Genomic DNA, 19,713 nt, shown 5'->3' on the forward strand with positions numbered 1-19,713 from the left:
GGATTGTTCTCCTCTCTAATTCTCAACTTACATTAAAGTTGCAGCAATACCTTCTACCTAAATAAGTAGCGAGGATCTTACCAACGATAGTGTGCAAATGCACGGTTAGCTTCTGCCATTTTATGAGTGTCTTCACGTTTTTTAACTGAAGCACCTGTATTGTTAGCAGCATCCATGATTTCTTTAGCTAGACGTTCTTCCATTGTGTGCTCTCCACGCAAACGAGCGTAGTTAACAACCCAACGAAGACCTAAAGTTGTACGACGTTCAGGACGAACTTCAACTGGTACTTGATAGTTTGAACCCCCAACACGACGAGCTTTTACTTCTAATACTGGCATGATGTTTTTCATTGCTTGTTCGAAAACTTCCAATGCATCATTGCCTGTAGATTCTTTAATAATATCAAATGAGTTGTAGATGATATTCGCAGCAACACCGCGTTTACCGTCAACCATTACACGGTTGATCAAGCGAGTTACTAATTTTGAGTTATAAATAGGATCTGGTAATACATCACGTTTTGCAACAGGACCTTTACGAGGCATATCCGTAACTCCTCCTTCCGAAATAGGTTTTATTTAAATAGTCGTTTTCTTTTGTTTAGTGAAATTATGCTTTAGGTTTCTTCGTACCATATTTAGAACGAGATTGTTTACGGTCATTTACACCAGCCGTATCCAATGCTCCACGAACGATATGGTAACGTACCCCTGGCAAGTCTTTTACACGTCCACCACGTAGCAATACCACGCTGTGCTCTTGCAAGTTATGGCCGATACCTGGAATATAAGCAGTTACTTCGATCAAGTTAGACAAACGAACACGAGCATATTTACGTAAAGCCGAGTTCGGTTTTTTAGGTGTCATTGTTCCGACACGAGTTGCTACCCCACGCTTTTGAGGTGAGTTCACATTTGTTTGAGCTTTTTTGAAGCTATTATATCCTTTGTTCAATGCAGGTGAATTTGATTTTTCAACCTTGGATTTACGAGGTTTACGTACTAATTGGTTAATTGTAGGCATTCCTTGTTTTCCTCCTTCCTTGATTCGCATTATAGTCCCACACATCCAGGTGGTTCTTTTTTTGCGATAAAAAATAATGCAATAATTTGCACCTTTATCAGATTGTACTTTTTCACAGTCAGCACGTCTCTGCGAGAGACCTGTATGTAAAGCACCTTTGATAGAATAGCATGGATTTTCTAAGGTGTCAACTAAAGCTTCTGACTTTTTTTATATTTTTTTCCAGCGGGAAAATCATTTTTGTACTATTATATAGGTAGAAACTTTTTGAAGGTGATGAAAATAATGAATCTAAAACAAACAGTCGGTATCGAAGCAGCCAATTATGTTAAAGATGGGATGATCGTTGGTCTGGGAACTGGATCCACCGCTTATTACATGATCGAGGAACTCGGTCGACGTGTCAAAGAAGAAGAACTATCGATCGTAGGTGTACCTACCTCAATTGCTTCACGCAAACAGGCGCTTGATCTGGGAATCCCTGTCAAATCGATCGATGAAGTCTCTCACGTCGACCTCACGATTGATGGTGCCGATGAGATCAGTGCAGATTTTCAAGGAATCAAAGGTGGGGGCGCAGCTCTGCTATTCGAAAAAATCGTTGCCACCTATTCCAAACAGGTCATCTGGATTGTAGATGAAGCAAAAATGGTCCAAAAATTAGGAGGATTTCCTCTGCCTGTCGAAGTCGTTCCTTACGGCGAAGAACAGCTGTTTCGTTTGTTTGAGGCCAAGGGATATCAGCCGACATTCCGAATGATCAACACATTCGAGAAAAAAATAACGGATTGTGGTCACTCCATTATTGACTTACATCTGGATACAATTGAAGATCCTTTTGTCCTTGCGAAAGAGTTAGATCACACGGTCGGTGTTGTCGAACACGGTTTATTTTTAAACATGGCAGATACAGTCATAGTTGGAAAAGCAGACGGACCCTTGACGATCCAAGCTTCTAAAAAATAGTCTTCGTTTTTCATCTTTCTGTAAGCTGAAAAACGTACTATCATTTTTATTCTCTATGTGATATTCTTCATATTATTTATACATTTAGAGGATGGGATAAAATGAACATAGTTGGATATATTCGTACAACAATTACCGAAGATACCACGCAAGAACAGTATTCAAAATTAGAGGAATACGGCTGTACTGAATTTTTCCAAGAGAACTCTCAGGATCAAAATTCTGCTCAGTTGGAAACACTCCTTGCAAAAATGAATCCTGGAGACACGTTGGTTGTGGATCGTCTGTTTCATCTAGGAAAATCCACAAGACAACTTTCCGAATGGATACTTCACTTGCAAACACTGCAAATCGATCTTGTTTGTCTGACAGAAGGCATTGACACTCGTGAAGAGACAGGAAAGCTCTATTTTCAATGGATGAACCAAATGACTGCCATGGAGAGTGAATTACTGAAAGAACGGACTCTACTTGGTTTAAGTAAAGCGCGCCAACAAGGAAAAATCGGCGGCAGACCAAAAACTGATCCAAAAAAAATTAAGAAAATTCGTTTTTTATTTTTCGAAAAAAAAGAATCGATTCAATCAATTGCTAACACGTGTAATGTTTCAATTGGAACCTGCTACAAATACATCAACCTAAAAGAATATGAAGTGGAACAGCTGCTCCAAAAATAAAAAGAAGGCAGGAATCGCTAGCACTAGTGATTCCTGCCTTCTTTTTATTCTATTTGATCAAACTTCTACCAGTCATTTCAGCAGGCAAATCAATGTTTAATAAATCTAACATCGTTGGTGCCAAGTCTGCCAAGCGACCGTCTTCTCTCAACTCAACCTCGTTTTTCGTAACGACTACTGGAACAGGTACTGTTGTATGTGCAGTATGTGGTTCACCTTTTTCATCGATCATTGTTTCAGAGTTTCCGTGATCAGCAGTGATGATCGCAAAACCTTCTTTACCTAAGATCGTTTCCACAACGCGACCGACACATTCATCTACCGCTTCAATGGCTTTCACTGTTGGTTCTACCATACCAGAGTGACCTACCATATCAGGATTGGCAAAGTTTAAGATGATTGCTTCAAATTTTTCTGCATTGATCGCATTGACTAGTGCGTCAGTTACACTATAAATACTCATTTCTGGCTGCAAGTCATAGGTAGCAACTTTTGGTGAATCGATCAAGATACGTTCCTCTGTTTCAAAAACAGTGTTAGAACCACCATTGAAGAAAAATGTTACGTGAGGATATTTTTCAGTTTCAGCAATTCTCAACTGATTGATATTATTTTTAGTTAGAACTTCCCCTAATACATTATCCATAGAAATTGGTGCAAAGACAACGTCTGTGTCCAATTTATCTGAGTATTGAGTCATTGTCACCAGTTTAATATTTTTTGGCTCTTCGCCACGTTCAAAGAACTCCCATTCTTTTTCAGTTAACGCTTGAGACATTTGTAAGGCACGGTCAGGACGGAAGTTAAAGAATAAGATGCCATCGTTGTCATTGATTGTTGCAACAGGTTCACCATTTTCAACGATGACATTAGGCAAGACAAATTCGTCGTTCACGCCTGCTTCGTAGCTTTTCGCTACAACTTCAACGGCATCTGTTCCTTTTTTACCTTCACCGTGAATCACTACATCGTAATATTTTTGAACTCTTTCCCAACGTTTGTCACGATCCATTGCATAGTATCTTCCAGAAACAGAAGCGATTTTCCCATGACCCAGTTCATCGATTTTTTCTTGTAGTTGTTTTACATAGTTGATACCTGAAGTTGGTGAAACATCACGTCCATCCAAAATCACGTCTACATAAGCAGGAACACCTTGTCTTTTTGCCTCTTCTAGCAAAGCAAACAAATGATTGATATGGCTGTGTACGCCACCATCAGAGACAAGTCCCATCAAATGCAAGTTAGAGTTATTTTCTTTCACAAAATCAAATAAATCTAATAAAGCTTTTTCTTTAGCAAATTCCTCATCAGCAATTGATTTGTCGATACGAGTCAAGCTTTGATAAACGATTCTTCCGGCACCAATGTTGGTGTGACCGACTTCTGAGTTTCCCATTTGTCCCTCAGGTAGACCTACGTCTAAACCAGAAGCCTTTAATGTGCTATGAGGATATTGTTTCCAGTAGTTATCCAAGTTAGGGGTATTAGCTAACGCAACGGCATTCCCAACCGTTTCGCTTCTCAAACCAAGTCCATCTAAAATCATTAAAATTACAGGTTTCTTGTCCATTTTGCTTTTTCCTACTTTCTCTTATCTTTTGTCAGCAGTAACTTATCCAGATCTCTTTCTCCTTAAAATCTTTGTACTACACAGAAAAAAGATGATCTAACCCCTTCATAATACCATTAAATCATTTTTTATGACAAGCCTTCAAAACCCGCTTACAGAAAAAATCTCATTCTTTTTCATTTGTTCAGCATCTGTGTTTCCTTCCATTCTAAAAAAAACTTAGAATTTCGGTTTCATTTAATAGTGGCATCTTTCCTATGAGAAGGGCTGCTTCAGGTCAGTCGTGGAACCATCGTGAGCCTGTCCATCGAGACAAAATTTATAGTGGTTCATCTTTTGATTATTGATACGAGTGGAAATCTTAGAGAAAATAGGTGTATAATGAATTTGGAACGGAAATTACAGAAAAGAAATAAATAAAGGAGAGGTTTTTATGCCAAAATTAATTTTTTCACGTCACGGATTGAGCGAATGGAACAAATTAGATCAGTTCACTGGTTGGGCCGATGTCGATTTAGCTCCAGAAGGTGTTGAAGAAGCAAAGGAAGCTGGCCGCAAAATCAAGGAAGCTGGCATCGAATTTGATATCGCTTATACTTCTGTACTGACTCGTGCTATCAAAACTTGTAACTATATCTTAGAATACTCTGACCAGTTATGGGTACCGACAATCAAATCCTGGCGTTTGAATGAACGTCACTATGGTGCATTGCAGGGCTTGAACAAACAAGCGACACGTGACAAGTACGGAGACGAACAAGTCCTGATTTGGCGTCGTTCCTACGACACTCTTCCTCCATTGTCAGATGCTGCTCCTGATCGTCGCTATGCTCAATTAGACCCTCGAGATGTTCCTGGTGGAGAGAACTTAAAAGTCACCCTAGAACGAGCACTTCCTTTTTGGCAAGACGAGATCGCACCGGCTTTATTAGATGGTAAAACTGTTTTAGTTGCTGCCCACGGTAATTCTCTGCGAGCTTTAGCCAAACACATCGAAGGCATCTCTGATGACGACATTATGGGGCTTGAAATCCCAACAGGTAAACCATTGGTCTATGAATTGAATGATGATCTGACTGTCATCGAAAAATACTATTTATAAACACAAAACCGGCTGAACATTTTATTCAGCCGGCTTTTTTTAGATAAATTGCGACGGTGCTGCAGATGCCTGATAGATACTGATGACGTCTGCTTTTTGCACTGGAACAAAGGCTGTTTCTGTAATCGTACTATGAGTAACTGCCTGCTGCGCCATTTTTTCAAAGTCATCTTCCGAGTCGATCCCTACTTCGGGCAAGGTCATCGGAACACCATTTTCCAAGAAGAAATCATACAATGCTTGCATCCCTTTCTTCGCCGCACGTTCCTCATCCGCCTCGTCGATTCCCCAAACTTCTCTAGCAAAACGAGCAAATTTCGGCAGACTCGTTTCATTCAAAATATGGGCCATCCATCTCGGAGTCAAGATAGCCAAGCCGATACCGTGGGTGATGTCATAAAAAGCACTCAATTCATGTTCCATCGCGTGACAAGACCAACTGCCTTTTCTTCCATTACCAGTCAGACCATTCAACGCCAGTGTGCTTGCCCATAATAAATTCGCCCGTGCATCGTAATCTTCTGGATGTTCTAGAGCGATCGGTAGGTAGTGAATGACTGTTTTCATCAGCCCTTCTGTGACACTGTCTTGGACCTCAGTTCCAGGAGTCGCATTAAAATAATTTTCCATCAAGTGACTTAAAATATCTGCTGAACCTGCCAGTGTCTGATAGCTGCCCACAGTGAAAGTATTGACCGGATCAAGAAAGGACACCTTAGGCAAAAGATTCTCTCCTGACACACTTAATTTTTGCTGAGTCTTCAAGTTAGAGATCACACCACCACGGTTCATCTCACTTCCAGTAGCCGCCAGTGTCAAAATCGTGATGATCGGCACAGCTGGACCGGAGTATCGGCGTTTCGCTACCAGATTTTCCCACAGATCTCCTTCAACAAAGGTTCCGGCAGCAATCGCTTTGCTACAATCAATAACAGAACCGCCACCGACTGCCAAAATCACATCGATCCCATGCTCCCGGCATAACTCTGCCCCCTTGGTCACGGTTTCGATACGAGGATTCGGTTCCACCCCGTTTAATTCAACAAGCGTGTTACCATTTGCTTTCAGCTGCTCCACGACACGGTCATACAAGCCGTTGCGTATGATACTGCCACCACCATAGACTAACAAGACATTTTTACCAAAGGCATCTAAAACCTCGGGTAGCTCAGATAATCGATTCTTCCCAAAACGAATATCCGTAGGGACATGAAACGTAAAGTTTTCCATCAAAAAGCCTCCTTTATTTGTTCTTGTCTTCTATTATCTCTGTCCACACTCAAGAAGTCAAAAAAGATTGAAGGACATCATCCCTCAATCTTTTCCTCCTAGCGAATCGCCGTTTCCAAACCAACTTTGATCATATCATCAAACGTCGTCTGACGTTCTTCTGCTGTTGTTTCCTCACCTGTGATGATGTGGTCACTGACTGTACAGATCGCCAACGTCTGAACATGGAATTTCGCTCCTAAATAATACAAGGCCGCCGCTTCCATCTCAACACCCATAACGCCTAACTCAGCCAGCTTCAATGTCTCAGTCACATCATCTTTATAAAAAGTATCTTCAGACAAGATATTCCCCACATGCGTAGTAAATCCCTGATCTTCTGCGATTTCATAAGCTGTCTTCAACAAGTGGAAATCAGCGATCGGTGCGAAATGGAATTGATCGAAATGCTTTTGGATCATTGATGAACTGGTCACCGCTCCTTGAGCAATCACTAAGTCCCGAACATGAACATCTTTGGAGATCGCTCCACAGGTTCCGACACGAATCAGTTTTTTGACATCGTAAGAATTGATCAGTTCATGAGCATAGATTGTTGCAGAAGGCATGCCCATTCCGGTCCCCTGTACAGAGACACGTTCGCCTTTGTAGACACCCGTATATCCCAGCATCCCGCGAACATTATTGTAACAGATCGGATCTTCTAAAAATGTTTCGGCAATGTATTTTGCACGTAGCGGATCTCCTGGCAGTAAAATTTTATCTGCAATTTCACCGGGTTTTGCTTCGATATGAACACTCATTTGTTTCCTCCCCCTCTATAAGGCAGCTAGCGTTTCTTTGACTAGCGCTTTAAATTCTGTTTTGACACGTTCGGTTGTTTCTACCACTTCTTCATGATTCAAGGTCGCCTGCATACCAGCTGCCAAATTCGTGATGCAAGAGATTCCCAACACTTTCAAACCACTGTGAACAGCCACGATCACCTCTGGAACAGTCGACATACCGACTGCATCTGCTCCCAGTGTACGTGCCATATGAATCTCAGCGGGCGTTTCATAGGTCGGTCCAGAGAAGCCCATATACACACCCTCTTTAAGATGTAGACCGTGTTTTTCTGCGACTTCTTTGGCTTTGTTTCGATAGTCTCCATTATAGGCTTGCGACATATCTGGGAAACGCGGACCCATTTCCTCTTCATTGGCACCGATCAGCGGATTGGCTCCCATGAAATTGATTTGATCAGTAATCAGCATCAAATCCCCTGGAGAAAAGGTCGTGTTCACCCCACCACAAGCATTGGTCACAATGATCGAATGGGCCTTCATTGCAGCCATCACACGAACTGGATAGGTCACTGTTTGCATGGAATGTCCTTCATAATAATGGAAACGCCCTTGCAATGCCAGTACTTTTTTACCAGACAAGGTACCGTATACTAACTGACCTGCATGTCCGACAACCGTTGAAACCGGAAAATGAGGGATCTCATGATAAGAGATAACAACAGCGTCTTCAATCTCATCTGCTAATTCTCCAAGACCTGAACCTAGAATTAAACCAAAATCGATTTCTTTTACACCTTTTTCTTTCATAAATGAAGCTGTTTCTACTAATTTTTCTTTCAATGACATTCTTTCATCCCCCCTATTTTAAATGTTTTAAGAAGCTTTGACCGTTTTCCGTTGCGGGCACCTCAAAGTTATCAGCGATCGTTGCCGAAATGTCTGAGAAAAAGCCTTGAGGTAATGCACCTTGACCAGTAAACTTCTTGCTATAAGCCAATAATGGTACATATTCTCTCGTATGATCTGTTCCTGGGAAGGTTGGGTCATTGCCGTGATCCGCCGTAATCAATAACAAATCGTCCTCCGCTAACCGCTCCAATAATTCTGGAATGCGTGCATCAAAATCTTCGATCGCTTGGGCATAGCCTTCCACATTGCGACGATGTCCATACAAAGCATCAAAATCCACTAGATTGGTAAAGCTCAGGCCCGTAAAGTCTTTATTCATTACTTCCAACAGTTTGTCTACGCCGTCCATATTGTCTTTGGTCCGCACAAAGTCTGTGATCCCTTGACCATTGAAAATATCATTGATTTTACCGACAGCGATCACCTCTTTGCCATGATCTTTTAAAGAATCCATGACTGTCTGACCAAAAGGATCCAATGCATAGTCATGTCGGTTGCTCGTTCGTTGGAAATTACCGGGTTCTCCTAAATATGGGCGCGCAATGATGCGACCGATCATGTAGGGTTCATCTTTCGTGATCTCTCGGGCATATTCACAGATGCGATACAGTTCCTCCAAAGGAATGATCTCTTCATGAGCAGCGATCTGTAGTACTGGATCGGCGGAGGTATAAACGATCAGATCTCCTGTTTCCATTTGATGCTGACCATAGTCATCAATGACCGCCGTACCGGAGTAAGGCAAGTTACAGACGATTTTCCGACCGGAGAAGTCTTCAATTTTTTGCAGCAACTCTTTGGGGAAACCATCTGGAAAGACTCGGAAAGGTGTTTGGATATTCAAGCCCATGATCTCCCAATGCCCCGTCATCGTATCTTTCCCAGCAGAGATTTCTTCCAATTTGGTCGCATAACCTTGATGAGCCGCAACGGCTTCGACACCGGTCAACGGCCGGATCGTTCCTAGCCCTAATTGCTCTAAATGCGGGATAGTTAATCCAGCTTCCTTGGCGATATGGCCGAGAGTATCGGCGCCTTTGTCATTGAATTTGTCGGCATCGGGTGCTTCACCGATCCCCACAGAATCCAAGACAATTAAATGAATACGTTTGAACATATGATCAACCTGCTTTCTGATATAGTGTGATTTGGTTCATAAAAATAGAAAAGAGCGGGACAAAGCAACAATGTCCCTTAGTCCCACCCCTCAATCGAAAAAGTTATTTTGATTTAATATAGTTCTTACCAATGCCTTTAGGTGCTGAAGCCTTTCCTAAGAAGACCACCAAGACAATGATTGTCAATAGATACGGAGCAATATTCAGATACACGTCTGGGATGTTTTTAACAAAGGCAATATTGCCTCCTTCAACACCCAAGATTTGTGAGAAGCCAAAGAACATTGCGGCACCCATTGCTCCCAATGGATTCCATTTACCGAAGATCATCGCTGCCATTGAGATGAATCCTTGACCTGCGATCGTTCCTACAGCAAAACGAGCAGAGATAGACTGGGCGAACATTGCGCCCCCCATACCTCCTAAAAATCCTGAGATCAACACTCCTGAATAGCGCATCGCATACACATTGATCCCTAGCGTATCTGCTGCCTGTGGATGTTCTCCAGCCGAACGCAGACGCAAACCAAAACGTGTTTTAAAAATAATGAACCATGCAAGAACAGCGATCAGAATCGCTACATAAGCCGGAGCAAAAGTTCTAGCAAAAAAGATTGGACCGATCACCGGAATATCCTTTAGGATCGGGATCGATGTATACCCAAAAATACGTGTGATACTATCTGTTTGTCCTTTTCCATAGATTGCTTTTACTAAAAAAATCGCTAGTGCCGGTGCCAGCATATTCATGACGGTCCCGCTGATGATGTGGTCTGCTCGAAAATTGATCGTTGCAACAGCATGCAATACCGAAAAGACCATGCCAACTACGCCACCGACCAGCACACCCAACCACGGTGTCCAAACACCAAATTGTCCAGCGAAGCTCAGATTGAAAACAATGCTGCTGAAGGCTCCCATGACCATGATGCCTTCCAGACCTACATTGACGATCCCGCTTCGTTCAGAGAACACCCCGCCTAGCGCAGTCAAAATCAATGGCGCTGCATAGATCAGCGTTTGTGTGACGATCGACCCAAGTGAGCTCATATCCATTAGATGGTGCCTCCTTCCTGATTCTCTTCATTCTCGATTTTTGATTTTTCCTCCAGTTCCGCCACTTCTTTTTTATTGCCAAAGAATTTCGTTAAAACAAAATGAATCACAAAACTGATCGCGACGAAGAAAATAATGATGGCAATGTCAATATCCACTAATTCAGACGGAATACCTACAAACTGCATCCCTTGTCCGCCTAGTTTCAAAATACTAAAGAGCAGTGCGGATAATAGAATACCAATCGAGCTGCCGCCACCTAACAAGGAGACTGCCATTCCATCGAAACCTACACTGATTGAAGCTCCTTGTGCTGAGAAATTACTGAATGTTCCTAAACCTAGGATCACACCGCCCATACCAGCTAAAGCCCCTGAAATCACCATCGAGATCACGATGATCTGCTTGCTGTTCATCCCTGCATACTCAGAAGCAAAAGGATTCAAACCAACTGCACGAATTTGATACCCAAGGGTCGTTTTCTTCATAACGAACCACATAACGACAAGAAAAATGAGTGCGAAAAAGATTCCTAGATTCAAACGAGAATTATTGGAGATGCTTCGTAAAAATTCTGTTTGTAACGAGCCGTTTGCTCCAACGAACTCTGTGATTCCTTTACTACGCATGATATCATCGCTCATGGAATGATTGATGATGTGTGTACTGATATGGAGCAAAATATAGTTCATCATGATCGTCACGATTACCTCACTCGTACCAAAGAAGGCACGTAAGACTCCAGGAATCGCAGCTGCTACTGCTCCTGAAAGGACACCCGCTGTGATCGCTGCTGTCAACACGACAACTTTAGGCGAATCAGGCATCGATAAGGCTACCCATACACTGGCTACCCAGCCGCAAAGTGCCTGTCCAGAAAGTCCAATGTTAAAGAATCCCGCTGTATTTGCGATCGCAAAACCTAAAGCGGTAAAGATCAACGGACCGGCTGTTACAAAAATCTCACCAATACTGCGTGGATTGATCATTTTTGTTTGAGGATTCAAAAATGCTGCTGAGAACATTTCCTTGTATCCTTGAATCGGATTGTAGCCAAAAGCAAACATGATCACACCACCCAAGATCAAGCCGAGTAAAACGGCAATCAGAGGAACGAGTAAATTTCTGATTTGTTCTGAACGTCTAGTCAATAGACTCACCTGCCTCTACTTGTTGTAACTCTTTTCTGGCTTCTTCCAATGAATAACCTGCCATCAGCAAACCAAGTTCATTTTCACTGGTTTCTTTAGGATCGACCTCACCAACGATTTTGCCGGCATGCAGAACAACGATCCGGTCAGAAACATTTAAGATCTCCTCCAATTCAAAACTGATCAGTAGCACGGCTTTGAATTTGTCTCGCTGCTCGATCAAACGTTTATGGATAAATTCGATTGCTCCCACGTCCAGACCACGAGTTGGATTGGCTACGATCAATAGATTCGGATCGCGACTGACTTCGCGAGCAATGATCGCCTTTTGCTGATTCCCTCCAGATAATGAGCGGACCGGAACTAATTCATTGACTGTACGGACATCAAACTCTTCGATCAGGTCCCGCGCATGATAATTGATCTCTCCATAATTCAAGACTCCCTTGTTACTGAAGGGCTCTTGATAATAGGTTTGTAAAGCGATGTTTTCTGCAACACTCATTTCAAGAACCAAACCATATTTGTGACGATCTTCTGGAACATGTCCCACGCCTGCTTCTGTGATTTTTCTTGGTTTAAAGTTCGTCACGTCTTCATCATCGATAACGACTTTTCCACTTTCTACTTTTCGGAGACCTGTTAATGCTTGAATCAGTTCTGACTGTCCGTTGCCATCGATTCCGGCGATCCCTACGATCTCTCCAGCACGAACCTGCAGGCTAAGGTCTTTCACCGCTTCCAGTCCACGATTTTCTTTGACGACCAGATTTTCAATCGACAACACTACTTCTTGCGGATCTGCTGCTTTTTTCTCAGTTTTGAAAGAAACTGCGCGACCAACCATCATGTCCGCTAACTCTTGTGAAGTTACATCGCTAACATTGACGGTGCCGATCCCTTGTCCACGGCGAATCACCGTACAACGATCAGCAACTGCTTTGATCTCATCCAGTTTATGCGTGATCAAGATAATCGATTTGCCTTCTTTGACCAGCTCTTTCATGATCGAGATCAACTCTTCGATCTCCTGTGGTGTCAATACAGCTGTTGGCTCATCAAAAACCAAAACATCTGCTCCACGATATAGAGTCTTCAAGATTTCTACACGCTGTTGCATTCCTACAGAGATATCTCGTACATAGGCGTCAGGATCTACTGACAAACCGTATTGCTCCGATACTCGCTGAATCTCCTGACGAGCTTTTTTACGATCTAAATACCCCAGATAATTTGGTTCATTCCCCAGAATAATATTTTCTGTGACTGTGAACGCATCAACCAACATAAAATGCTGATGAACCATTCCGACTCCTAATTTATTAGCCATCGTAGGACTGGTGATCGCAACCTTCTTGCCTTGTAACCAAATTTCGCCTGATGTCGGCTCCAATAGACCAGACAGCATATTCATCAGTGTCGATTTACCCGCTCCATTTTCACCAAGTAACGCATGGATTTCACCAGGTTTTACTTGTAGCGTTACATTGTCGTTTGCTTTGAATGCCCCAAATTCTTTCGTGATATTACGCATCTCAACAACGTAATTCTCTTCTTGAGCCAAATTCCTCACATCCTTATTTTCTTCTTTCACTTCAATAACAATTGATCATTGCAGACTTCAATCAACCAAAGGAATGTTCTCTTCCTTATCAAAACCCTTCAAATAATGAAGAACTTTGATAAACAAGATAGAAACTATGGTCTTGTCTGTCTTTAGACAAGACCATAGTTCAAGTTATTATTCGCCCGGTGTTTCAGGAACTTCGATACTACCAGCGATAATTTCATCTTTTACTTCAGCAACAGCTGCTTTAGCGTCATCTGAAAGGAAACCTTCTGTAAGATCTACCCCACCATCAGACAAGCCATAAACGATATGCTCGCCACCAGGGAACTCATCGTTCAAGGCACGAGTAGAGATATCCTGAACTGCTGCGCCTACACCTTTCAGTGTAGAAGTCAGTGTGAAGTTGTCGTCTACGTCATCAGAAGTGGTGAAGGCACCTTCGCCTTCTTGGTCACTATCTACACCAATAACCCAAACTTTGCTGTCTTCTAATTCAGCTTCTGTCAATTGTTCATTGATTGCGCGAGCTTCTTGGAAGACCCCTGCACCAGTACCACCTGAAGCATGGAAGATAATGTCGATTCCTTTTTGGTACATAGATGCTGCGATTGCTTTCCCACGAGCAGAATCATTGAAAGATGCTGCATACTGAACGTCTACTTCGATTTCTTTGCCTAATTTTTCAGCAGTGTCTTCTACACCTCGAACAAATCCAGCTTCAAAACGGTCGATTACAAAACCTTCTTCTCCACCGATAAAACCAACTTGATCTGTTTTCGTTGTATAAGCTGCCGCTACACCTGCCAAGTATGATGCTTCATGATCTCTAAATGTTGCAGAAACAACATTGTCCATGCCTTCGATCACTGAGTCAACGATACCAAATTGAGTGTCAGGAAATTGTTGTGCCGCTACTTCGATCTCAGGTTGTAGTAAGAAACCTACACCAAAGACTGTTTTAAAGCCATTTTGAACAGCATTGCTGATGTTCGTTGCATATTGAGACGCTTCATCTGATTGGATGTAATCAAATCCGCCTACACCACGAGCGATACCATGTTCTTCACCCCATGCTTGCAAACCTTCCCAAGCAGATTGGTTGAATGAACGGTCATCTACCCCACCGATATCTGTGATGATCGCTACACTGTGTTCTGCGTCTGTCGCGCCTTGGCTGCCACCGTCACCTGTCTCAGCAGTTCCCCCGCCATTATTGCCACATGCACCTAGTAATAACGCTCCTGCCATTACCACAGCACCTAAACTAAATAATTTTGCTTTTTTCATCTCTGTAAAGCCCCCTATAAAATAGTTTTTTATTTTTCAACAGTTCAAGACTGTATGAACAAATTTAAAGATGTTGCTATAAATCCTTGTTCGTAAAATAATACGGTAACAGTTCCTCGACTGTCGTTTCTTTGACTGCTCCGTCGTCTCCTAAAAGTGTGACTGGCATATCAGCTTCACAAAATTCAACAATCACTTGCCGACACGCCCCACAAGGAGAGATTGGTTCTGGTGTATGTCCTGCGACAACTAGATGCTTGAATGCCCTTTTTCCTTCAGAAACTGCCTTAAAGATCGCTGTCCGCTCCGCACAATTACTTAGACCGTATGAAGCATTTTCAATATTCAATCCTTGATAGATCTCGTCTTCTTTGGTCACTAGACACGCCCCTACCGGAAAATGTGAATACGGTACATAGGCTTTATCCAATGCTGCGACCGCAGTGTCTATCCACTCTTGCTTTGCTTTGGTCATCATTTCACCTCTTAGTAGCCTGTGCCACTTGCTCCAGAAATAATTGCTACACTTGCACTTGTTCCTAAACGACTTGCGCCAGCTTCAACCATTGCTAGTGCTTGAGCTTCATTGTGGATACCTCCTGATGCTTTCACACCCATCTCCGGTCCAACTGTTTCACGCATCAGATGTACAGCTTCAACTGAAGCACCCGCTGTCGAGAATCCTGTAGAAGTCTTCACGAAATCCGCTCCAGCAGCTTTTGCTAGTTCGCATGCCTTGATGATCTCTTCATCTGTCAGTAGACAGGTTTCAATGATCACTTTGACTAAGGCACGATCTTTGGCAACAGCAACGACTGCTTCGATGTCTTTTTGAACATACGCATCGTTCCCTGATTTCAATTGCCCCACAGAAATCACCATGTCAATCTCATCTGCTCCATTTTTAATTGCTTCTTCGGCTTCAAAAGCTTTCGTCCCACTGGTATTCGCTCCTAAAGGGAAGCCAATGACTGTACAAACGGCTACGGGTTCACCTTTTAACTCTTCTGCCGCCAAAGAAACCCATACTGGATTGATACAAACAGAGTAGAAGTGATATTTCTTCGCCTCTTCAATAATACGCAGTACTTCCGCCTTGGGTGTATCTGCTTTTAAAATAGTATGGTCCATCATTCGATTTAATTCCATTTTCTTTTCCACGTCCTATTCTGTGATTATTTCATGAATCAAAGGAGGCTCTGCTCCATTATTCCCAATTTCAATGTGCTGATACAACAACTCGGTCACTTCTTGAAGAGCTTCTGTATTGCTGTAGATCGTTAGTAGTGACTCGCCTTCTTCTACCGTATCGCCAACCTTTTTATGCAGCTTCAAACCTACTGCATGATCGATCGACTCTTCTTTTGTTCTTCTCCCAGCCCCCAGCATCATTGCCGCGATCCCTAGTTCATTGGCTACCAGCTTGGTGACGGTGCCGGATCGTTTTGCCAATAAAGACTTTTCATATTTTGCTGTTAGTAGTTTTTCTGGATGATCGATGACAGAATCATCTCCGCCTTGATTGCGAATCATTTCTTTGAATTTTTCCAGAGCCTCCCCTGAAGACAAGGCTTCCTCCAACAATTGACGGGCATCCTCCAAATTCTGCGCTTTGTCTGCCAGAACGACCATTTGACTGCCTAGAGCATAGCACATTTCGACCAAATCTTCCGGACCATTGCCTTTCAATGTTTCAATTGCTTCAACGACCTCCAAACTATTACCGATCGCTTCTCCCAAAGGCTGTGACATATCTGAAATGACTGCCATCGTTTGACGATCAGCCAATTTACCGATTCGAACCATCGTATGCGCCAATCTGCGAGCATCCTCCAGATTCTTCATGAACGCGCCGTCACCGGTCGTTACATCCAGAACGATCGCATCGGCACCAGCAGCAATTTTTTTACTCATGATCGAGCTAGCAATCAACGGAATCGAATTAACCGTTGCTGTCACATCTCGCAAAGCATATAAACGTTTATCAGCCGGGGCAAGATTGCCTGACTGGCCAATCACTGCGACTTGACTCTCGTTGACCAAACGTATAAATTCTTCCTCTGGTAATTCGATCTGAAAACCAGGGATCGATTCTAGTTTATCCAATGTTCCACCTGTATACCCTAGACCACGACCCGACATCTTCGCTACGGGAACACCGACACTTGCCACTAAGGGTGCGAGAATGAGTGTCGTCGTGTCGCCAACGCCACCAGTAGAATGTTTGTCCACTTTGATTCCCTCGATCGAAGACAGATCGATCACTTCTCCCGAATGAGCCATGGCCAACGTAAGTGCCGTGATTTCTTCATCTGTCATATCTTCATAAAAAATCGCCATGAGTAGTGCACTCATTTGATAGTCAGGTATTTGATCCTCCGTATACTTGGTTACGATAAATTGAATCTCTTCCTCTGACAGTGTGCCCCCATCGCGTTTCTTTTCTATCAAATCCACCATTCGCATAGACTTGAACCTCACTTCCTCGATTGTTTTCATTATACAATATTTTTTTATTAGGTAAAACACTTTAGTAAACCGTTTTACTTAACATACACAACTATGAAAACCCTTCCAAAGAAAGAATACATGACAACAAATGAATTGTCAAACATAAACTTAACGTGATTTTTACAAATCACATTAAGTTTGTTTCTTTTTTCACGCTCTCACGAATTATTAATTTTGTATCAAAAATTTTGTTCGGAATTCGGCGTTCTGGAAACTCAATCGCATCCACCAAAAATTTTGCTGCCGTAAAGCCAATGTCAAAGGTTGGTTGCATCACTGTTGTCAATGGTGGATTTGTATACTCCGAAAGTTTCAAGCCATCAAAGCCTATAACCGAAATATCTTCAGGAATTTTCTTCCCTAGTTCGTATATTGCCTGATAGCAGCCAATCGCCATCGCATCATTGCTACAAAAAATCGCCGTAAGGTCCTTCACTCGCAATAACTCCTTGGCCGCGGCATAACCACCCTCTACCGTCAATTCACCGGCAACGACCCACTGACGTTTGAAATCAATGTCTGCATCCTTCAACGCATGACGATAACCATTGTAGCGTTCTTCCAACTGATAATAGCCTGTATTTTCCTTCAACAGACCAATCTGTCGGTGTCCTTGGTCGATCAAGTAGCTGACTGCTTGATAAGCTCCTTCATACTCCTTTACGATCAATCGTCCCGCTTCACGACGATTCAATCCTCGATCGATTAAAATCAGCGGCATTCGATGATAAAACCCACTTTGCAAAGAATATTCTTCCGGCAATTGATTCGGCGTAGCCAAAATGATTCCGTCCACCGATCGATGAGACAGCTCTTTTAAAAAGCGGGTCTCTTTTTCAATACTCTGCCGTGAATTACATAAAATCAGCATATAGCCTAGAGGGTTAAGGTAACTTTCTGCACCTTCGACTACTTTTGAAAAGAAAAAATCTGTGACATCAGGAACGATCATCCCAATCGTTTTTGAATGACGGGTAATCAAGCTGGAGGCAAAAAAATCTGGCTTGTACTGATGTTCATTCACGATATCCAGCACTCTTTTTCTGGTAGCATCACTAAAGCGGCTCCCTTTATTGTTAAGAATCTGTGAGACAGTCGTCACTGAAACACCCGCCATTTCAGCGATTTGTCGAATCGTCAGCTTCACTTTTTTCTCCACCCTTCTCTATCACGCTTAGTGTATCAAATTTTTTTGAAAAAACATAGCGCCCTCTTATTCGAAAAAAAACGAGTCGCAGAAAGCAATTGCTTTTTCTGCGACTCGTGCTTGTCAGCTATTCTTTAGACTTGATCCAGTGCTTGAGCTAAATCAGCAATCAAATCATCGACATTCTCCAATCCAACAGACAAGCGGATCGTTTCTGGTGTCGTTCCTGTTTGACTTAATTCTTCTTCACTCAATTGTGAATGCGTGGTTGAAGCGGGATGAATGATCAATGATTTTGCATCTCCTACATTGGCCAGTAGAGAGAAGATCGTTGTGATTCCCACCAACTTCTTGCCAGCTTCTGCTCCATCTTTTAGTCCAAAGGAGAAGACTGCGCTAGTACCTTTCGGGAAATAGTCCTGCGCTCGATCGTAGTACTTATTCCCCTCTAGCGTTGGATAGTTTACCCAGGCTACTTTGGGATGTTTCGCTAAATATTCGGCTATTTTTTGAGCATTTTCCACATGACGTTCCATCCGTAGAGAAAGTGTCTCGATGCCTAATAGAATGGTCCAAGCATTGAAAGGGGAAATTGCTGCCCCTGTATCCCGCAAAAGAATCGTTCGTGCTCGGGTAATATACGCAGCATTTCCTACAGCTTCGGTCCAAGAGATTCCGTGATAGCTAGGATCGGGATCGACCAGTTTAGCAAACTTGCCATTCGTCCAATCAAAGCTGCCGGCGTCAACGATCGCTCCTCCGATCGACAGACCATGACCACCGAGGAATTTTGTCGCAGAATAAACCACGATATCGGCCCCAAATTCGAAAGGCTTGAACAAATACGGCGTAGCAAAGGTATTGTCAACGATCACTGGGATCTGCGCTTCATGAGCAATCTCACTGATTTTCTTCAAATCGACGATATTGATGTCCGGATTTCCCAACGATTCGACAAAGACCGCCTTGGTATTTTCTTGAATCGCCGCCTTTAATGCCTCTAAATCATCAGGATCCACAAAGGTCGTTGTGATTCCAAATTCCGGTAGTGTATGCGCAAATAGGTTGTAAGTCCCGCCATAGATCGTAGCCGCAGATACGATATGATCTCCCGCACTCGCAATATTTTGGATCGCATAGGTGATAGCGGCTGATCCTGAAGCCGTTGCCAACGCTCCTACCCCTCCGTCAAGTAAAGCCAAACGTTCCTCTAAGACACTGGTTGTAGGGTTGGTGATCCGTGTATAGATATTTCCCGGTTCTGCCAAAGCAAATCTTGCAGCCGCCTGATCCGCATCCTCAAAAACATAAGAAGTTGTTTGATGCAATGGTACGGCTCTACTTCCTGTTTCATCTACTGTTTGCCCGCCGTGTAATTGCAATGTTTCAAAATGATAGTCTGTCATCTTTTTTTCTCCCTTATTGTGATCGTCAACCTTCAACATCCAGCTGATCCATCTCGCCATTTTTTAATAAAAAACTACTTTCTCGTCAAAGCTAGCAACAATCCTTATTTAATGCTCATCATATATGAGATTACCATGAGAAACAAGCGTTTTCGTGATAGTTTTTATCTATCTCTAGGTACAGTCAAATAAAAAA

Annotated in this window: 19 protein-coding genes; 3 read left to right on the plus strand and 16 right to left on the minus strand. The window is 42.7% G+C overall.

The genetic code is table 11. The features are described 5' to 3' along the window. Positions 1-77 precede the first annotated feature (77 nt). Both rpsG and rpsL read right to left on the minus strand, forming a co-directional pair. Complete coding sequence (gene rpsG / locus ACWODM_RS06190) at positions 78-548, minus strand: 30S ribosomal protein S7 (protein ID WP_455320501.1); 471 nt, start codon at positions 546-548, stop codon at positions 78-80. 64 nt (positions 549-612) lie between these two features. Beyond that, positions 613-1,026 carry a 30S ribosomal protein S12 gene (gene rpsL / locus ACWODM_RS06195; protein WP_455320502.1) on the minus strand — a complete coding sequence of 138 codons (414 nt, stop codon included), beginning with the start codon at positions 1,024-1,026 and terminating at the stop codon, positions 613-615. 285 nt (positions 1,027-1,311) lie between these two features. Here rpsL and rpiA point away from each other — a divergent pair, with 285 nt between their 5' ends. Both rpiA and ACWODM_RS06205 read left to right on the plus strand, forming a co-directional pair. Further along, entirely contained in the window at positions 1,312-1,992 is a 681-nt protein-coding gene (gene rpiA, locus ACWODM_RS06200; protein WP_455320503.1) for a ribose-5-phosphate isomerase RpiA, read from the plus strand. A 101-nt stretch (positions 1,993-2,093) separates the two neighbouring features. After that, a complete protein-coding gene (locus ACWODM_RS06205; protein ID WP_455320504.1) occupies positions 2,094-2,669 on the plus strand; it encodes a recombinase family protein in 576 nt (191 codons plus the stop codon). A gap of 49 nt (positions 2,670-2,718) precedes the next feature. Here ACWODM_RS06205 and gpmI read toward each other — a convergent pair whose 3' ends face one another. After that, positions 2,719-4,242: a 2,3-bisphosphoglycerate-independent phosphoglycerate mutase gene (gene gpmI, locus ACWODM_RS06210; protein WP_455320505.1), complete on the minus strand. Its 1,524-nt coding sequence runs from the start codon at positions 4,240-4,242 to the stop codon at positions 2,719-2,721. 433 nt (positions 4,243-4,675) lie between these two features. Here gpmI and gpmA point away from each other — a divergent pair, with 433 nt between their 5' ends. After that, complete coding sequence (gene gpmA / locus ACWODM_RS06215; RefSeq protein WP_455320506.1) at positions 4,676-5,344, plus strand: 2,3-diphosphoglycerate-dependent phosphoglycerate mutase; 669 nt, start codon at positions 4,676-4,678, stop codon at positions 5,342-5,344. Positions 5,345-5,383: 39 nt separating this feature from the next. On the opposite strand, the gene ACWODM_RS06220 is transcribed toward gpmA, so the two are convergent. The 13 genes from ACWODM_RS06220 to ACWODM_RS06280 all read right to left on the minus strand — a co-directional run bounded on the left by ACWODM_RS06220 (position 5,384) and on the right by ACWODM_RS06280 (position 19,517). Then, positions 5,384-6,574, minus strand: a complete 1,191-nt coding sequence (locus ACWODM_RS06220) for an iron-containing alcohol dehydrogenase (protein WP_455320507.1) — start codon at positions 6,572-6,574, stop codon at positions 5,384-5,386. A gap of 98 nt (positions 6,575-6,672) precedes the next feature. Beyond that, entirely contained in the window at positions 6,673-7,377 is a 705-nt protein-coding gene (gene deoD, locus ACWODM_RS06225) for a purine-nucleoside phosphorylase (RefSeq protein WP_455320508.1), read from the minus strand. A 15-nt stretch (positions 7,378-7,392) separates the two neighbouring features. After that, entirely contained in the window at positions 7,393-8,208 is an 816-nt protein-coding gene (locus tag ACWODM_RS06230) for a purine-nucleoside phosphorylase (RefSeq protein WP_455320509.1), read from the minus strand. 13 nt (positions 8,209-8,221) lie between these two features. Next, positions 8,222-9,388 carry a phosphopentomutase gene (deoB, locus tag ACWODM_RS06235; RefSeq protein WP_455320510.1) on the minus strand — a complete coding sequence of 389 codons (1,167 nt, stop codon included), beginning with the start codon at positions 9,386-9,388 and terminating at the stop codon, positions 8,222-8,224. 103 nt (positions 9,389-9,491) lie between these two features. Then, positions 9,492-10,445, minus strand: coding sequence for an ABC transporter permease (locus ACWODM_RS06240; RefSeq protein WP_455320511.1), 954 nt, complete (start codon positions 10,443-10,445; stop codon positions 9,492-9,494). Beyond that, positions 10,445-11,596 (minus strand): ABC transporter permease, encoded by a 1,152-nt coding sequence (locus tag ACWODM_RS06245; RefSeq protein ID WP_455320512.1) that lies wholly within the window; start codon positions 11,594-11,596, stop codon positions 10,445-10,447. Before ACWODM_RS06245 ends, ACWODM_RS06240 begins: the two co-directional genes overlap by 1 nt. Then, on the minus strand, positions 11,589-13,130 hold the full coding sequence (locus ACWODM_RS06250) for an ABC transporter ATP-binding protein (RefSeq protein WP_455320536.1): 1,542 nt from the start codon (positions 13,128-13,130) through the stop codon (positions 11,589-11,591). Before ACWODM_RS06250 ends, ACWODM_RS06245 begins: the two co-directional genes overlap by 8 nt. A gap of 207 nt (positions 13,131-13,337) precedes the next feature. Next, entirely contained in the window at positions 13,338-14,453 is a 1,116-nt protein-coding gene (locus ACWODM_RS06255; protein WP_455320513.1) for a BMP family lipoprotein, read from the minus strand. A 76-nt stretch (positions 14,454-14,529) separates the two neighbouring features. Beyond that, the gene (locus tag ACWODM_RS06260; RefSeq protein ID WP_455320514.1) at positions 14,530-14,928 is read right to left on the minus strand and encodes a cytidine deaminase; all 399 of its coding nucleotides are present in this window, start codon (positions 14,926-14,928) and stop codon (positions 14,530-14,532) included. 11 nt (positions 14,929-14,939) lie between these two features. After that, positions 14,940-15,602 carry a deoxyribose-phosphate aldolase gene (gene deoC / locus ACWODM_RS06265; RefSeq protein WP_455320515.1) on the minus strand — a complete coding sequence of 221 codons (663 nt, stop codon included), beginning with the start codon at positions 15,600-15,602 and terminating at the stop codon, positions 14,940-14,942. Between the two features lie 15 nt (positions 15,603-15,617). Continuing rightward, positions 15,618-16,919 (minus strand): pyrimidine-nucleoside phosphorylase, encoded by a 1,302-nt coding sequence (locus ACWODM_RS06270; RefSeq protein WP_455320516.1) that lies wholly within the window; start codon positions 16,917-16,919, stop codon positions 15,618-15,620. Positions 16,920-17,091: 172 nt separating this feature from the next. Further along, positions 17,092-18,111 carry a LacI family DNA-binding transcriptional regulator gene (locus ACWODM_RS06275; protein WP_455320517.1) on the minus strand — a complete coding sequence of 340 codons (1,020 nt, stop codon included), beginning with the start codon at positions 18,109-18,111 and terminating at the stop codon, positions 17,092-17,094. 134 nt (positions 18,112-18,245) lie between these two features. Further along, on the minus strand, positions 18,246-19,517 hold the full coding sequence (locus ACWODM_RS06280) for an O-acetylhomoserine aminocarboxypropyltransferase/cysteine synthase family protein (protein ID WP_455320518.1): 1,272 nt from the start codon (positions 19,515-19,517) through the stop codon (positions 18,246-18,248). Between the last annotated feature and the right edge of the window lie 196 nt (positions 19,518-19,713).

Source organism: Enterococcus olivae, from assembly GCF_053760925.1.

Excerpts from the sequence above, each read along its gene's own strand:
- ACWODM_RS06280 (WP_455320518.1), bottom strand. The coding sequence starts at position 19,517 with ATGACAGACTATCATTTTGAAACATTGCAATTACACGGCGGGCAAACA.
- deoB (WP_455320510.1), bottom strand. The coding sequence starts at position 9,388 with ATGTTCAAACGTATTCATTTAATTGTCTTGGATTCTGTGGGGATCGGT.
- ACWODM_RS06255 (WP_455320513.1), bottom strand. The coding sequence starts at position 14,453 with ATGAAAAAAGCAAAATTATTTAGTTTAGGTGCTGTGGTAATGGCAGGA.
- rpsL (WP_455320502.1), bottom strand. The coding sequence starts at position 1,026 with ATGCCTACAATTAACCAATTAGTACGTAAACCTCGTAAATCCAAGGTT.
- ACWODM_RS06240 (WP_455320511.1), bottom strand. The coding sequence starts at position 10,445 with ATGGATATGAGCTCACTTGGGTCGATCGTCACACAAACGCTGATCTAT.
- ACWODM_RS06260 (WP_455320514.1), bottom strand. The coding sequence starts at position 14,928 with ATGACCAAAGCAAAGCAAGAGTGGATAGACACTGCGGTCGCAGCATTG.
- deoC (WP_455320515.1), bottom strand. The coding sequence starts at position 15,602 with ATGGAATTAAATCGAATGATGGACCATACTATTTTAAAAGCAGATACA.
- ACWODM_RS06250 (WP_455320536.1), bottom strand. The coding sequence starts at position 13,130 with ATGCGTAATATCACGAAAGAATTTGGGGCATTCAAAGCAAACGACAAT.
- rpsG (WP_455320501.1), bottom strand. The coding sequence starts at position 548 with ATGCCTCGTAAAGGTCCTGTTGCAAAACGTGATGTATTACCAGATCCT.
- deoD (WP_455320508.1), bottom strand. The coding sequence starts at position 7,377 with ATGAGTGTTCATATCGAAGCAAAACCCGGTGAAATTGCAGATAAAATT.
- ACWODM_RS06270 (WP_455320516.1), bottom strand. The coding sequence starts at position 16,919 with ATGCGAATGGTGGATTTGATAGAAAAGAAACGCGATGGGGGCACACTG.
- rpiA (WP_455320503.1), top strand. The coding sequence starts at position 1,312 with ATGAATCTAAAACAAACAGTCGGTATCGAAGCAGCCAATTATGTTAAA.
- gpmI (WP_455320505.1), bottom strand. The coding sequence starts at position 4,242 with ATGGACAAGAAACCTGTAATTTTAATGATTTTAGATGGACTTGGTTTG.
- gpmA (WP_455320506.1), top strand. The coding sequence starts at position 4,676 with ATGCCAAAATTAATTTTTTCACGTCACGGATTGAGCGAATGGAACAAA.
- ACWODM_RS06220 (WP_455320507.1), bottom strand. The coding sequence starts at position 6,574 with ATGGAAAACTTTACGTTTCATGTCCCTACGGATATTCGTTTTGGGAAG.
- ACWODM_RS06230 (WP_455320509.1), bottom strand. The coding sequence starts at position 8,208 with ATGTCATTGAAAGAAAAATTAGTAGAAACAGCTTCATTTATGAAAGAA.
- ACWODM_RS06205 (WP_455320504.1), top strand. The coding sequence starts at position 2,094 with ATGAACATAGTTGGATATATTCGTACAACAATTACCGAAGATACCACG.